Annotated in this window: 13 protein-coding genes and 1 pseudogene; 7 read left to right on the top strand and 7 right to left on the bottom strand. The window is 71.1% G+C overall.

What is annotated here, in order from left to right:
- Positions 1–116: 116 nt before the first annotated feature.
- From ACFW16_RS29790 to ACFW16_RS29775, 4 genes are read right to left on the bottom strand one after another with little or no spacing between them, the layout of a single operon-like run.
- Entirely contained in the window at positions 117–380 is a 264-nt protein-coding gene (locus tag ACFW16_RS29790; RefSeq protein ID WP_380312061.1) for a flagellar biosynthetic protein FliQ, read from the bottom strand.
- A 12-nt stretch (positions 381–392) separates the two neighbouring features.
- Complete coding sequence (locus tag ACFW16_RS29785; RefSeq protein ID WP_380312059.1) at positions 393–716, bottom strand: flagellar hook-basal body complex protein FliE; 324 nt, start codon at positions 714–716, stop codon at positions 393–395.
- A gap of 4 nt (positions 717–720) precedes the next feature.
- Entirely contained in the window at positions 721–1,134 is a 414-nt protein-coding gene (flgC, locus tag ACFW16_RS29780; RefSeq protein WP_380312057.1) for a flagellar basal body rod protein FlgC, read from the bottom strand.
- 13 nt (positions 1,135–1,147) lie between these two features.
- Positions 1,148–1,540, bottom strand: coding sequence for a flagellar biosynthesis protein FlgG (locus tag ACFW16_RS29775; protein WP_380312055.1), 393 nt, complete (start codon positions 1,538–1,540; stop codon positions 1,148–1,150).
- Positions 1,541–1,680: 140 nt separating this feature from the next.
- Between ACFW16_RS29775 and ACFW16_RS29770 the strand changes: the two genes are divergently transcribed.
- A complete protein-coding gene (locus ACFW16_RS29770) occupies positions 1,681–3,075 on the top strand; it encodes a FliI/YscN family ATPase (protein ID WP_380312053.1) in 1,395 nt (464 codons plus the stop codon).
- Here ACFW16_RS29770 and ACFW16_RS29765 read toward each other — a convergent pair.
- Positions 3,021–4,103, bottom strand: a complete 1,083-nt coding sequence (locus ACFW16_RS29765) for a C45 family autoproteolytic acyltransferase/hydolase (protein WP_380312052.1) — start codon at positions 4,101–4,103, stop codon at positions 3,021–3,023. The two genes, ACFW16_RS29770 and ACFW16_RS29765, sit on opposite strands and share 55 nt — an antisense overlap.
- A gap of 65 nt (positions 4,104–4,168) precedes the next feature.
- A complete protein-coding gene (locus ACFW16_RS29760; protein WP_380312050.1) occupies positions 4,169–4,585 on the bottom strand; it encodes a hypothetical protein in 417 nt (138 codons plus the stop codon).
- Between the two features lie 210 nt (positions 4,586–4,795).
- On the opposite strand from ACFW16_RS29760, the pseudogene ACFW16_RS29755 reads away from it, so the two are divergent.
- From ACFW16_RS29755 to ACFW16_RS29730, 6 genes and pseudogenes are all read left to right on the top strand, one after another.
- Positions 4,796–7,588 (top strand): annotated as a pseudogene (locus tag ACFW16_RS29755) (AAA family ATPase); the annotation flags it as partial.
- Between the two features lie 251 nt (positions 7,589–7,839).
- A complete protein-coding gene (gene zwf / locus ACFW16_RS29750; RefSeq protein WP_380312048.1) occupies positions 7,840–9,318 on the top strand; it encodes a glucose-6-phosphate dehydrogenase in 1,479 nt (492 codons plus the stop codon).
- The gene (gene pgl, locus ACFW16_RS29745) at positions 9,318–10,016 is read left to right on the top strand and encodes a 6-phosphogluconolactonase (RefSeq protein ID WP_380312046.1); all 699 of its coding nucleotides are present in this window, start codon (positions 9,318–9,320) and stop codon (positions 10,014–10,016) included. Before zwf ends, pgl begins: the two co-directional genes overlap by 1 nt.
- Before the next feature lie 130 nt (positions 10,017–10,146).
- Positions 10,147–11,958 carry a phosphogluconate dehydratase gene (gene edd / locus ACFW16_RS29740; RefSeq protein WP_380312044.1) on the top strand — a complete coding sequence of 604 codons (1,812 nt, stop codon included), beginning with the start codon at positions 10,147–10,149 and terminating at the stop codon, positions 11,956–11,958.
- Positions 11,959–11,982: 24 nt separating this feature from the next.
- Entirely contained in the window at positions 11,983–12,318 is a 336-nt protein-coding gene (locus ACFW16_RS29735) for an AbrB/MazE/SpoVT family DNA-binding domain-containing protein (RefSeq protein ID WP_380312043.1), read from the top strand.
- Positions 12,315–12,731, top strand: a complete 417-nt coding sequence (locus ACFW16_RS29730; protein ID WP_380312041.1) for a type II toxin-antitoxin system VapC family toxin — start codon at positions 12,315–12,317, stop codon at positions 12,729–12,731. The genes ACFW16_RS29735 and ACFW16_RS29730 overlap by 4 nt, the downstream gene beginning before the upstream one ends.
- A gap of 3 nt (positions 12,732–12,734) precedes the next feature.
- Here ACFW16_RS29730 and ACFW16_RS29725 read toward each other — a convergent pair whose 3' ends face one another.
- Complete coding sequence (locus ACFW16_RS29725; RefSeq protein WP_380312039.1) at positions 12,735–13,814, bottom strand: YeiH family protein; 1,080 nt, start codon at positions 13,812–13,814, stop codon at positions 12,735–12,737.
- Positions 13,815–13,902: the final 88 nt, after the last annotated feature.

Raw genomic sequence — 13,902 nt, 5'->3', positions numbered from 1 at the left:
GTGAGTTCGGTGCCCTGCCCATTCGCGCGCGGACGCGCGCAGACCCCTCCCCCTCCCCCCCACCCGCAAGGGGAGGGGGGACTTCTTTTGACTGTGCCGGATTTCCTTCAGCCCCATCACAGCCGGACAATGATGTCGGTCATCCGCTCCATCAGCCCGGTCAGCAGTTGGAACATGAGCGGCAGGGCGACCATGACGGTGGCGATGATGGCGACGACCTTGGGCACGAAGGTCAGCGTCATCTCCTGCACCTGGGTCAGGGCCTGGAACAGGGCGATGCCGAGGCTGACCACCAGCGCCACCGCCAGCGCCGGGCCGGCCACCAGGATCGAGGTCCACAGCCCGTCGCGCAGCACCTGGATGATGTCGGTCTCGTTCATCGGGGCGCTGGGTCAGATGGCCATGCGCATGACTTCGTTGTACGCGGCGATCGCCCGGTCGCGGATGTTCACCACCGTGCGCAGCGTGGTCTCGGCCTCCAGCACCGCGTTCACCACCTGCTGCGCCGGGACATCGCCGCGCAGCCCGGCCAGCGACGCCCGCTCGGCGCCGCGCAGGCTGTCCATGGTCGAGGTCGCGGCGTCGCGCAGCACCTCGCCGAAGCTGGTCGCGGCCGGGCCGGCCGGGGCGCTGGTCGGCGCTGCGGCGGCGGGCAGGGGGGCGGCGGTGGCGCCGGCCGGGGCAACCGGCTGCAGCAGCAGGGGCGGCAGGGCCATGGCGTCAGCCGCGCAGCATGTCGACGGTGCGGGACAGCATCGCCCGCGCCTGCTCGATCACCGAGAGATTGGCCTCGTAGCTGCGCGAGGCCTCCCGCATGTCGGCCATCTCGATCACCGTGTTGACGTTGGGCCGCTTGACGTAGCCGGCGGTGTCCGCGGCCGGGTGGCCGGGGTCATAGGACAGCGGGAAGGCGCTCTGGTCGGTGCCGACGCGGCGGATCTCCACCACCTCCGCCCCGCTGGCGCGGTCGAGGGTCGAGGCGAAGGTCACGGTCTTGCGGCGATACGGGTCGCCGCCCGGCTGGGCCGCGGTGGTGTCGGCATTGGCGACGTTCTCGGCCACCACCCGCAGCCGCAGGCTCTGCGCCCGCAGGCCCGAGGCCCCGACCTTCATCGCCGCGCTCAGCGGATCCATGCCTCGGCTCCCGTCACGATTGTCCGGTGGCGATGCGGAAGAAGCCCATGCTGCGCTGGTACACGCCGGCGGCCAGGCCGTAGGCGTCCCGGATCTCGCCGGACAGCACCATCTGCTCCTCAAGATTGACCGAGTTGCCGTTCGGGTCGGCCGCCCAGGTCTCGACCGGCCGCGGCGCCAGCGGCCCGCCCGGCCGGGTGCCGGCCAGATGCGCCGGGCGGGTGGCGGCGAGGGCCAGGCGCGACTGCGCCCCGCTCAGCATCTCGGCGAAGGGCGGCAGGTCGCGGGCGCGATAGCCGGGCTGGTCGGCATTGGCGACGTTCTGCGCCACCGCCTTCTGCCGCTCGGCCAGCCAGGTCATCCGGCTGTCGGCCAGGCCGACCACCCCGATCGCCTTGATGTCCATGCCGCGATCCCCCGAATTTCCGGTAATTTTCGCTCGGACTTAAAAGGAATTGTGTCCGACAGGAATTCGAATAAAGGATTCAGCGGGCGGCTTCAACAAGGATTCAAGGCACTCATGCGATGACAGGACCGACTCGTGCGGTGGAATTGCTTCGGCAGGCGGCGGCCGAGATCGCGGCGCTGCCGGGGCCGGTGCTGCGCGGCCATGTCGCCGCCGCGGCCGGGATGACGATCGAGGCCGGCGGCCTCGGCCACCGCATCGCGCTCGGCGACCGCTGCACGGTGCTGGCCGGCGGCGGCGGGGCGCCGGCCCGCGGGATCCGCGGCGAGGTGATCGGCTTCCGCGACGGGCGGACGGTGCTGATGGCGCTGGACGACCCGGCCGGAATCGCCCCCGGCCAAGCGGTCGAGCTGCGCCAGGGCGATGCGCTGATCCGCCCGTCGGCCGCCTGGCTCGGCCGGGTGGTGAACGGCCTGGGCGAGCCGATCGACGGCTGCGGCCCGATCGCGGCGGGCGACGCGCCGCGGCCGCTGCGCGGCAGGCCGCCCCTGTCGACGATGCGGCGACGGCTCGGGCCGCTGGTTGAGACCGGAATCCGGACGATCGACGCCTTCACCCCTTTGTGCCGCGGCCAGCGCCTCGGCATCTTCGCCGCCGCCGGCGTCGGCAAGTCGACCCTGCTGTCGATGCTGGCGCGCGGCGCCGAGGCCGACGCCATCGTCATCGGGCTGGTCGGCGAGCGCGGCCGGGAGGTCAACGAGTTCATCGAGGACGGGCTGGGGCCCGAGGGGCTGGCGCGCTCGGTGGTCGTGGTCGCGACCTCCGACGAGAGCGCCCTCTTGCGCCGCGACGCCGCCCATCTGGCCATGGCGGTGGCCGAGGATCTGCGCGACCGCGGCCTGACCGTGCTGCTGCTGATGGATTCGCTGACCCGCTACGCCACGGCGCTGCGCGAGATCGGGCTGCTGGCCGGGGAGCCGCCGACCACGCGCGGCTATCCGCCCTCGGTCTTCGGCGAGCTGCCGCGCCTCCTGGAGCGCGCCGGCACCGGTGGCGGGGCACAGGGCGACATCACCGCGCTGTTCACCGTGCTGGTCGAGGGCGACGACCATGACGAGCCGGTCTCCGACACGGTGCGCGGCATCCTCGACGGCCATATCGTGCTGTCGCGCCGGATCGCCCAGGCCGGCCGCTTTCCGGCGATCGACGTGCTGCGCAGCCTGTCGCGCGCCGTCGACCGGGCGCTGGCGTCGCAGGCGCTGGCCGTCTCCGCCCGTGCCCGGCAGCTGCTGGCGGTGCATGAGGGGGTGGCGGAGATGATCCGCATCGGTGCCTACGCCGCCGGCTCCGACCCCGACGTCGACGCCGCGATCCGCGTGCTGCCGGCGCTGGAGCGCTTCCTGGCCCAGGACCGGCAGGAGCGCATGCCGGCCGCAGAGGGGCAGGAGCGGCTGGCTGCCGCCTTGGCGGAGGTTGGCGTTCAGCCCACCCGCAGCGTCGCCCAGTCGGTGGCGGAGGGGGCACCGCCCGTATAGTGCAGCATGGTCGAATCGCCGAACTCATAGATCACGGCGGTCAGCGTGCAGCCCTTGTCCGGTGACGCCGCCGGGTCGGGCAGGATCGAGACCGGCGAGGCCGGGTCGTCGCGCGAGGCCAGGGCGGCCTTCACCGCCGCCAGGTCGGCAGGGGCCGCGGGATCGGCCAGGCGACGCTCCAGCGCGGCGCAGCGCAGCACCGAATCCGTGCGCCAGTCGTCGCCGATGCCGCCCGACGCGAGGTCCTTGCTGGCCAGCGGATGGTTGGTGTGCCACAGCCGGTCGGCGCCGGGCCGGTGCTCGGACTTGGCCCCGGCCGAACATTCCAGCATGGCGACGCCGTGCCGGTCGCCGAGCACGTAGTTCTGGCCCGAGGCATGGTCGACCGCGGCCAGGAAGCGTGTCGCCGCCGCCCGGTCCGGCTGGGCCAGCGCGCCGCGGACGACGAAGGCGACCGGCAGCCCGGTGCGGCTGTGGCTCAGCTGGATCAGGGTGTTGACGCACAGGCCGAAGCCGCGGGCGGTCACGCCCATCAGCCCGATCATGCCGGCGCAGGTGAAGATGAAGGCCGGCCCGCCCTCCGCGTCGGTGACGCGCAGCATCGCCTGCAGCCCCTCGCGCCATTGCGGCAGGTCCAGCGTCTGCGCCACCCGGGCCGGCTGGCCGCCGCGCGGCGCCAGGGCCAGGCTGCTGCAATGGGCCGGCCATTCGGCGCCGCCATACCACCATTCCTCGTCCAGCAGCTGCAGGGCGAAGATGATCTCCTCCGGCTGGCCCGCGCCTTCGGCGATGCCCCGGATCTCGTCCTCCAGCTCCGGCGTCCAGCGGGCGATCGCCGGCCGGAAATCCGTCTCGGCCAGGAAGCGGCCGAGGAAGGCGCCGACCCCGCCGCCGGTCCGCGTCTCCACCCGGCGGCTCCAGCGTTCGACCATCTCGGCGATCTGCGGCTGCAGCGCCTCGCCATGCGCCCGGCCGCGCTCATGCGGCGTGCCGGCGATATCCACGATCGGCATGGCGTCCGTCCGCATCCGCCCCTCCTGTGCTTTTTAACTCTACGAAAGACGCAAGAGGGAAGCGCGGCTGGGGAGCGACGTCAAGAGGAGCGGCGGCGCAGGGCGAATCCGATCGTCGCCAGCTCGGCCATCGCGGTCCGTGCCTTGGCGTCGCGCTCGCGACGCTCCCGCTCGCGGCGGGCGGCGTCGACCGTCTCGAACTTCTCCGCCTCGCGGTGATGCAGCAGGATGCGCCGGCGCAGCGCCTCCAGCTCCGCCTGCAGCATGGCCCGTTCCGCCGCCCGGGCGGCCCGGCGGGCGCGCAGCCCGGCCAGATAGGCCGGCATCTGCCGCAGCCCGTGCGCGTCGGCGACCGCGAATTGCCGGCCGGTTTCGGCCACATCGTCCCGGTCCCGCCGCTCGAGCCCGGCCAGCCGCCGCTCGACCGCGACGGCGGCGCGCAGGACGTCGTCGAGGCGCTGCTTTTCGCGGCGGGCGAGGAGATGGGCGACTGGCATGGCGTTCGTTCCGACTTGACCAGGGGGATGCTGCCGGGGCGATGCTTAAATTCGCGTTTCGGCGGGGGCATCGGGCCTTGCGCCGGAACCGCCGCCGACGCCAGACGTTGGCGGGGAAAGGGGAGCAGCCCATCTTCCGACCCGGACGCACGCCCGGGCCGTCCCGCAACAGGCCGAAGGCCGACCCGGACCCGGAATGGAGACGTCACCATGCCCCAGAAGCTCTGCGACATCTGCCAGGAGCGGCCCGCCACCGTGCGCGTCACGGTGCTGCAGAACGGCCAGCGCCGGCAGCTCGATGTCTGCGATTACCACTACCAGCAGCTGGCGCGGCATCAGCGCTACGTCTCGCCGCTGGAGGCGCTGGTCCGCGGCTCCGGGCTGGAGGATTTCTTCGGCCAGACCGTGCCTGCCGGCGGGGTGCCGCGGCGTGGCCCGCCGGGGCCCGAGCGCGCGGCCCTGAACCTGCAGAGCCATTTCAGCGAGCAGTCGAAGGAGCTGCTGCAGCGCGCGGCGGAGCGGGCAGTGCAGTTCGGCAAGCGCGAGGTCGACACCGAGCACCTGCTCTACGAGCTGGCGGAGAGCGAGGTGGTCCAGGCGATCCTGCGGCGCTTCAAGATCTCGCCGGAGGAGCTGCGCGGCTACATCGACCAGAACGCCCTGCGCGGCACCGAGGAGGCGGGGCCGCGCACCGAGATCGGTGTCTCGCCGCGGATGAAAGCGGCGCTGGACCAGGCCTTCCTGATCTCGCGCCAGCTCGGCCACTCCTATGTCGGGCCGGAGCACATGCTGCTCGGCCTCGCCCAGGTGCCGGAGAGCTTCGCCGGCAACCTGCTGCGGAAATACGGGCTGACCCCGCAGGCGCTGCGGCAGCAGACGGTGCGCACCGTCGGCACGGGCGCGGAGGAAGGGCGGGTCGAAGGCCCGTCCAACACGCCGCAGCTCGACAAGTACAGCCGCGACCTGACCGCCCTGGCGCGCGAGGGCAAGCTCGACCCAGTGATCGGCCGGTCGAAGGAGGTCGAGACCACGATCGAGATCCTGGCCCGGCGCAAGAAGAACAACCCGGTGCTGATCGGCGAGCCGGGCGTCGGCAAGACCGCGATCGTCGAGGGGCTGGCGCAGCGCATCGTCAACAACGAGGTGCCGGACACGCTGCGCGACAAGCGGCTGGTCGAGCTCAGCGTCAACAGCCTGGTCGCCGGCTCCAAGTTCCGCGGCGAGTTCGAGGAGCGGGTCAAGCAGGTGATGGACGAGATCGCCGAGCACCGCGACGACCTGCTGCTGTTCATCGACGAGGTCCACACCATCGTCGGCGCGGGGCAGGGCGGCGGCGAGGGCGGGCTCGACGTCGCCAACGTGTTCAAGCCGGCGATGGCGCGCGGCGAGCTGAACCTGATCGGCGCCACCACGCTGAACGAGTACCAGAAGCACATCGAGAAGGACGCGGCGCTGGAGCGGCGTTTCCAGCCGGTCTTCGTCGCCGAGCCGACGGTGGAGCAGACGGTCAACATCCTGCGCGGCCTGCGCGACCGGCTGGAGGGCCACCACAAGGTGACGATCCAGGACCAGGCCTTCGTGGCCGCGGCCGAGCTGTCGGACCGCTACGTCTCCGGCCGCTTCCTGCCGGACAAGGCGATCGACCTGATCGACCAGGCGGCGGCCCGCGTGCATCTGTCGATCACCTCGCGCCCGGCCGAGATCCAGGAGCTGGAATCGGAGGTGGCGCAGCTGAAGCGCGAGCAGGCCTACGCCAATTCGCGCAAGCGCTTCGACCGCGCCAAGGCGTTCGAGGAGCAGGTCGCCGAGAAGGAGAAGACGCTGGCCGAGCTGACCGACGCGTGGAAGCACCGCATCGGGTCCAGCACCGCCGAGGTCACGGTCGAGCACATCGCCGAGATCGTGTCGAAGCTGACCGGCATCCCGGTCACCGAGCTGACGGCCGAGGAGAAGGCCAAGCTGCTGCAGATGGAGGAGCGGCTGCACCGCCGCGTGATCGGGCAGGAGGAGGCGATCCAGGCGGTCAGCGACGCCGTCCGCCTGTCCCGGGCCGGGCTGCAGCGCGGCCACCGGCCGATCGCCAACTTCCTGTTCCTGGGCCCGACCGGCGTCGGCAAGACCGAGCTGGCCAAGGCCCTGGCGGAGGTGGTGTTCGGCGACGAGGACGCGATCATCCGCGTCGACATGAGCGAGTACATGGAGCGGCACGCCGTGTCCCGGTTGATCGGCGCCCCGCCCGGCTATGTCGGCTATGACGAGGGCGGTCAGCTGACCGAGCGGGTGCGCCGCCGGCCCTACAGCGTGATCCTGCTCGACGAGATCGAGAAGGCGCACCCGGACGTCTACAACGTGCTGCTGCAGGTGTTCGACGACGGCCGCCTGACCGATGGCAAGGGGCGTGTGGTCGATTTCAGCAACACGCTGATCATCGCCACCTCGAACCTCGCCTCCGACATCATCATGGGGCGGCAGAACCGGATCGGCTTCAACGCCGGCGCCAGCGGCGTCCGGGACGACGTCATGGGCGTGCTGCGCCAGCACTTCCGGCCGGAGTTCCTGAACCGGATCGACGAGATCATCATCTTCCACGGCCTGACCGGCGACCAGATCAGGCAGATCGTCCGGCTGCAGCTGGACGGGGTGGTCGGCACAGCGCGCGGGCAGGACATCGAGCTGGTGATCGACGACACGCTGGTCGACCACCTCGCCGCCGAGGGCTACCAGCCCGAATACGGCGCCCGCGAGCTGCGGCGCCAGATCCGCCAGCTGGTGGAGACCCGGCTGGCCAAGGGGATGCTGAAGGGCGAGGTGAAGGAGGGCGACCGCGTCGTCTTCCGCTTCGACAAGGGCGAGGTCGCCTACACGGTCGGGGCCGCGAAGCCGGCGAAGGCTGAGAGGCCGGCCAAAGCCGCAAGGCCGCGCAAGACCGCGAAACCCGCCAAGGCCGCGAAGCCTGCCGCCAAGGGCGGAAACGGCAAGGCGGCACCGGCGAAGCGCGCCGCGCCGGCCAAGGGCAAGGCGTCGGGAACCGGCCGGGGCAGGGGGGCGGCCAGAAACGGGCCGTCGCCGCGCGCCCGGGGTTGATTCCTGGGCAATTGCCCAGCCTTTGGGCAGGCGCGGAGCGGCGACGGGCCGCACCCGCGCCTGACTCAACCGACGCATGCGCCGGGCCGGCCCTCGGCCCGCATTTCCCGCTGGCACTCGGCCGCCGAGCCGCCGATAACAGCGGCTCGATGTGATCGAGGGTTGGATACATGATCGCGCGCGTCATCGCCGTGGAGCCGTTCGACATCGTCGTGTTCGGCGCGACGGGAGACCTGTCCCAGCGCAAGCTGCTGCCGGCGCTCTATGAGCGCGACAAGGCCGGGCAGGTGCCGCCGGGGGCGAAGATCATCGGCACGTCGCGGCGGCCGATGTCGGATGCGGAGTTCCGTGACTTCGCCCGCAAGGCGATCCTGGAGCATGTGCCGTCGGCGGAGCAGGCCGGCACGGTGCTGGACGATTTCCTGGCGCGGCTGTCCTATGTCGCGGTCGATGCGACGGCCCAGAAGGGCTGGCCGGATCTGGCCGAGGCGCTGCAGGACAACACCGACCGCATCCGCATCTTCTATCTCGCCACCTCGCCCGACCTGTTCGAGGAGATCTGCAGCCAGCTCGGCCAGCACGGCCTCGTGACCGAGCGGGCCCGCGTCGTGGTCGAGAAGCCGATCGGCAAGGATCTGGACTCGGCCCGCGCGCTGAACGACGCCATCGGCCGTGTCTTCCCCGAGGAGTCGATCTACCGGATCGACCATTATCTCGGGAAGGAGACGGTGCAGAACCTGATGGCGCTGCGCTTCGCCAACGCCCTGTTCGAACCGCTGTGGAACGCCTCGCATATAGACCATGTCCAGATCACCGTGGCCGAGAGCCTCGGGGTCGAGGGCCGCGCCGGCTACTATGACGGCGCCGGCGCGCTGCGCGACATGGTGCAGAACCATATGCTGCAGCTGCTCTGCCTCGTCGCCATGGAGCCGCCGACCTCGATGGACGCGGATTCGCTGCGCGACGAGAAGCTGAAGGTGCTGAAGGCGCTGAAGCCGATCTCGGACGGCACCGTCAACAGTATCACCGTGCGCGGCCAGTACCGCGCCGGCGCGTCGGCCGGCGGCGCCGTGCCCGGCTATCTCGACGAGCTCGGCAACCCGTCCAGCCACACCGAGACCTTCGTCGCGCTGAAGGCCGAGATCGAGAACTGGCGCTGGGCCAACGTCCCGTTCTACCTGCGCACCGGCAAGCGTCTGGCGGCGCGGATGTCGGAGATCGTCGTCACCTTCCGCGCCATCCCGCATTCGGTGTTCGACAGCTCGGCCGGCACGATCTCGCAGAACCACCTCGTCATCCGGTTGCAGCCGGACGAGGGCGTGAAGCTGTGGCTGATGATCAAGGATCCGGGGCCGGGCGGCATGCGCCTCCAGCACGTGCCGCTGGACATGAGCTTCGCCGAGGCCTTCAACGTGCGGAACCCGGACGCCTATGAGCGGCTGGTGATGGACGTGGTCCGCGGCAACCAGAGCCTGTTCATGCGCCGCGACGAGGTCGAGCAGGCCTGGACCTGGGTCGACCCGATCATCGAGGCATGGCGCGCGTCGAAGGAGCCGCCGAAGCCCTACACCGCCGGCACCTGGGGCCCGTCCGCCGCGATCGCCCTGATCGAGCGCGACGGCCGCACCTGGCATGAGGACGAGGACTGATGGCCATCGCCCGCCACGACTTCCCGACCAACGAAGCGCTGGCGAACGCCCTGGCCGACCATGTCGCGGCGGCGCTGACGGCGCGGCTGTCCCGCTCCGACCGGGCCGCGCTCGCCGTCTCCGGCGGGCGCACCCCGACCCGGTTCTTCGAGGCGCTGTCGCGGCGGCCGGTCGAATGGTCGCGGGTCGACGTCACCCTGGTCGACGAGCGCTGGGTGGGCGAGGAGTCCGATCGCTCCAACGCTGCGCTGGTCCGCGCTCACCTGCTGCAGGGCTCAGCCGCGGCGGCACGCTTCGTGCCGCTGCATGTCGACGCGCCGACGCCCGAGGACGGGATGGCGCAGGTGACGGCGCGGATCGCCGCCCTGCCGCTACCCTTCGCCGCGGCGGTGCTGGGCATGGGCGACGACGGCCACACCGCCTCCTTCTTCCCGGGCGGCGACCGGCTGGCACAGGCGCTGGATCCGGCGGCCGGACAGCTGCTCGAGACCATGCGGGCACCGGCGGCGGGCGAGCCGCGCATCACCCTGACGCTTCCGGTCTTGCTCGCGGCCGACACGCTGTGCCTTCATATCGAAGGGGCAGGGAAGCAGCGCGTGCTGGAAGCGGCCCTGGTGTGCGGCCCGGCCGAGGCGATGCCGATCCGCGCCGTGCTGACCCGGTCCGAACGCCCGGTCGAGATCTTCTGGTGCCCGTAGAGGCACCGCCGGAAGGCTAAGAAAAAACTTCAACATAGTGTTCTAACGTATTGATCATGGTGCATGATCGGGTCGGAGGGTGCTGTCTGGCCCGGTCGGCGGCGAGACAGTGAGCCAAGGAGCCAGCCCGATGGTGCAAGCCCGCATTGCCGAGGTGACCGAGCGGATCGCGCGGCGCAGCCACGACGCCCGGTCCGCCTATCTCGACCGCATCACAGCGGCGGCTGAGGCCGGCCCGGCCCGCCGACGCCTGGGCTGCGCCAACTTCGCCCATGGCTTCGCCGCCTGCGGCATCGACAAAGGCGCGCTGCGCGAGGGCGAGGGACCGAACCTCGCCATCGTCACCTCCTACAACGACATGCTGTCGGCGCATCAGCCCTTCGAGCGCTATCCGGACCTGATCCGGCAGGCCGCGCGGGCGGTCGGCGGCACGGCGCAGGTCGCGGGCGGCGTGCCGGCGATGTGCGACGGCGTCACCCAGGGCGAGGCGGGGATGGAGCTGTCGCTGTTCTCGCGCGACGTCATCGCCCTCTCGACCGCGGTCGCCCTGTCGCACCAGATGTTCGACGCGGCCGTGTTCCTGGGCGTCTGCGACAAGATCGTGCCGGGGCTGGTGATCGGCGCGCTGTCCTTCGGCCATCTGCCGGCGGTGTTCATCCCGGCCGGGCCGATGCCCTCCGGCCTGCCGAACGACGAGAAGGCCAAGGCCCGGCAGCTCTACGCCGAGGGCAAGGTCGGGCGCGACGCGCTCCTGGAGGCCGAGGCCAAATCCTATCACGGGCCGGGCACCTGCACCTTCTACGGCACGGCCAACACCAACCAGATGCTGATGGAGATCATGGGCCTGCATTTGCCGGGCTCGTCCTTCGTCAACCCGAACACGCCGCTGCGCGACGCGCTGACGCTGGAGGCGGCGAAGCGGGCCCTGGCGATCACGGCGCTGGGCAACGAGTTCATCCCGGTCGGCCGGCTGATGGACGAGCGTGCCGTGGTCAACGGCGTGGTCGGGCTGCACGCCACCGGCGGGTCGACCAACCACACCATGCATCTGGTCGCGATGGCCGCGGCTGCCGGCATCAGCCTGACCTGGGACGATTTCTCGGATCTGGCCGAGATCGTGCCGCTGCTGTGCCGGGTCTATCCGAACGGCAAGGCGGACGTGAACCATTTCCACGCCGCCGGCGGCACCGGCTTCCTGATCCGCGAGCTGCTCGGCGCCGGCCTGCTGCACGGCGACGTCGCCACCATCTGGGGCGGCGGGCTGGGCCGCTACACGGTCGAGCCCGGCCTGGACGACAAGGGCGAGGTGGTGTGGCGCGACGCGGCGACGGCCAGCGGCGACATCGCGGTGCTGCGCGGCGCGGCCGAGCCGTTCCAGGCCACCGGGGGCCTGCGCGTGCTGGACGGCGACCTGGGCCGGGCGGTGATCAAGACCTCGGCGGTGGCGCCGGAACGGCACGTCATCGAGGCCCCGGCGAAGATCTTCCATTCGCAGGAGGAACTGCAGGCCGCCTTCCGCGCCGGGGCGCTGGACCACGACTTCATCGCCGTGGTGCGGTTCCAGGGCCCGAAGGCCAACGGCATGCCCGAGCTGCACAAGCTGATGCCGCCACTCGGCGCGCTGCAGGACCGCGGCCGCAAGGTGGCGCTGGTCACCGACGGCCGCCTGTCCGGCGCTTCGGGCAAGGTGCCGGCGGCGATCCATGTGACGCCGGAAGCGGCGGTCGGCGGCCCGATCGCCAAGCTGCGCGACGGCGACATCCTGCGCCTGGACGCGGTCAGCGGCCGGCTCGAGATCCGCGACATCGACGCCGAGGAATGGGCCGCGCGGGAGGATGCGACGGCGGACCTGGCGCCGTCGCATGTCGGGGTCGGCCGCGAGCTCTTCGCCGCCTTCCGCCACGCCGCCGGCCGGGCCGATGCGGGGGCGTCGATCTTCTGAGGCGACCCCTGGCGCCATCGGCGGATGCGCATGATATCTTCTGTCGGAGTGCAACGCCTTGCAGGCCGATCGTTCGATGGACGTCACATGAGCACAGCTGAGGCTACGGTGGGGCCTGGAGGCCGCGTCACCATTCCCAAGTCCGTGCGGGATCAGCTCCATATCCGGCCGGGGACGAAGATGGAGTTCGTTCGGACGCGCGACGGGAATTGGACGGTGCGGCTGAAAGATGCCCGAGGCCGTGTGATCGGGGTGGTCGAGGAGAGGCGCCCGAGACGTCGGTTCGCCGAGTTTCTCGGACATGCCGGGCCCGGCCCCACGACAGACGAGATCATGGCGCTCACGCGCGGCGATGAATGACGCTGGTCGATACCAACGTCCTGCTCGATATCGTGACCGGGGACCCGGCCTGGGCGAAATGGTCGCTTGAGCAACTCGAAGCTGCGGCCGAGCGTGGGCCGCTTCTGATCAATGACATCGTCTATGCCGAATTGAGTATCCGCTACCCCCGGATCGAGGAACTCGACACTTTTGTGGATGGGGCCGGCTTGGAGGTCTTGCCGATGACCCGCCCGGCGCTGTTTCGCGCTGGGAAGGCATTCGCGGAATATCGCAAGGCCGGCGGAAGGCGGGATCGGCTTTTGCCCGATTTCTTCATCGGCAGCCAAGCAGAGGTCAGTGGGCTGTCGATCCTCACACGCGATGTCGAGCGCTACCGGACCTACTTTCCGACGGTGACTCTGATCTCGCCGGATGCAGCGGCCGGGACCTGAACGTCAGACGATCCCGAGCAGCCGGATCAGCCCGAAGCTGATCGCGCCCAGCACCAGCAGCGACAGGGTCACCGCCGCCGTGACCCGGCCGCCGGCCTTGGCGACGCTGCCGAGGTCGGTGCTGAGGCCGAGCGCGGCCATCGACAGCACGGTCAGCCAGGTCGCCGCCGCCGGGGCCAGCACCGCCTCGGGCAGCAGCCCGAAGGAGCGCAGCACGGCCAGCAGCAGGAAGCCGTCGATGAACCAGGGCACCAGCTTGTGCCACGGCATCCGGCCTGCGGTGGGCGCCGCTCCGTCGGTCCGGCGGCGCGTCACCAGCGTCAGCACCAGGATCATCGGCCCCAGCATCAGCACGCGCACCAGCTTGACCAGGGTGCCGAGCTGCAGCGCGATCGCCCCGATCGGCGCGGTGGCGGCCAGCACCTGCGGCACGGCGTAGACGGTCAGCCCCGCCAGCACGCCGTACTGCACCTCGCTGATGTGCATCAGCGCCGGCAGGAAGGGCAGGCCCAGCACCACCAGCACGCCGAGCACGGCGGTGAAGGCGATCGAGGCCGCCACCTCCTTGCCGTCGGCGCCGATCACCGGGGCCACCGCGGCGATGGCGGAGTTGCCGCAGATCGAGTTGCCGCAGGCGACCAGCACCGCCATGCGGTGGGGCAGGCCCAGCAGGCGGCCCATGCCGTAGCTGGCGGCGATGGCGATCACCACCACGGCGGCGATGCCGACCAGCAGCAGCGGGCCCGCGGAGACGATCGCGCCGATGCTGACCGAGGCGCCGAGCAGGACGACGGCGATCTCCAGCAGCGTCTTGGCGCTGAAGGCGATGCCGGGCGTCCAGCGCTGGCTCGGGGTCCACAGCGTGCGCACCAGGGCGCCGACCAGGATCGCCAGCACCAGCGCCTCCAGCCAGGCATGGCCGAACAGCCCGGCCTCGATCCGCTCCAGCCCCAGCGCGGCCAGGGTTACCGCGCCGCACAGCAGCAGGCCGGGCACCAGCCGGGCGCCCGGGATCGACCCGAGGGCGGCCGTCGGGCGGTTCGTGGCAGGAAGGGAGGGCCGGGCTGGATCGACGATCGCCATGACAGTCTCGTTGCAGAATTGTCACGAAGATGACCTTCGGCGTTCAACCGATCCAACGCATTCATTTTCTGGAACCGATCGATTTTGT

This window comes from Inquilinus sp. NPDC058860, assembly GCF_042743185.1.
In the GTDB taxonomy this organism is placed as follows: domain Bacteria; phylum Pseudomonadota; class Alphaproteobacteria; order DSM-16000; family Inquilinaceae; genus Inquilinus.
This window is presented reverse-complemented; position numbering and strand designations above follow the sequence as displayed.

Bases quoted from the DNA above. Each gene is read 5' to 3' on its own strand.
- ACFW16_RS29790 (WP_380312061.1), bottom strand. From the start codon at position 380: ATGAACGAGACCGACATCATCCAGGTGCTGCGCGACGGGCTGTGGACC.
- ACFW16_RS29785 (WP_380312059.1), bottom strand. From the start codon at position 716: ATGGCCCTGCCGCCCCTGCTGCTGCAGCCGGTTGCCCCGGCCGGCGCC.
- flgC (WP_380312057.1), bottom strand. From the start codon at position 1,134: ATGGATCCGCTGAGCGCGGCGATGAAGGTCGGGGCCTCGGGCCTGCGG.
- ACFW16_RS29775 (WP_380312055.1), bottom strand. From the start codon at position 1,540: ATGGACATCAAGGCGATCGGGGTGGTCGGCCTGGCCGACAGCCGGATG.
- ACFW16_RS29765 (WP_380312052.1), bottom strand. From the start codon at position 4,103: ATGCGGACGGACGCCATGCCGATCGTGGATATCGCCGGCACGCCGCAT.
- ACFW16_RS29760 (WP_380312050.1), bottom strand. From the start codon at position 4,585: ATGCCAGTCGCCCATCTCCTCGCCCGCCGCGAAAAGCAGCGCCTCGAC.
- zwf (WP_380312048.1), top strand. From the start codon at position 7,840: ATGATCGCGCGCGTCATCGCCGTGGAGCCGTTCGACATCGTCGTGTTC.
- pgl (WP_380312046.1), top strand. From the start codon at position 9,318: ATGGCCATCGCCCGCCACGACTTCCCGACCAACGAAGCGCTGGCGAAC.
- edd (WP_380312044.1), top strand. From the start codon at position 10,147: ATGGTGCAAGCCCGCATTGCCGAGGTGACCGAGCGGATCGCGCGGCGC.
- ACFW16_RS29735 (WP_380312043.1), top strand. From the start codon at position 11,983: ATGCGCATGATATCTTCTGTCGGAGTGCAACGCCTTGCAGGCCGATCG.
- ACFW16_RS29730 (WP_380312041.1), top strand. From the start codon at position 12,315: ATGACGCTGGTCGATACCAACGTCCTGCTCGATATCGTGACCGGGGAC.
- ACFW16_RS29725 (WP_380312039.1), bottom strand. From the start codon at position 13,814: ATGGCGATCGTCGATCCAGCCCGGCCCTCCCTTCCTGCCACGAACCGC.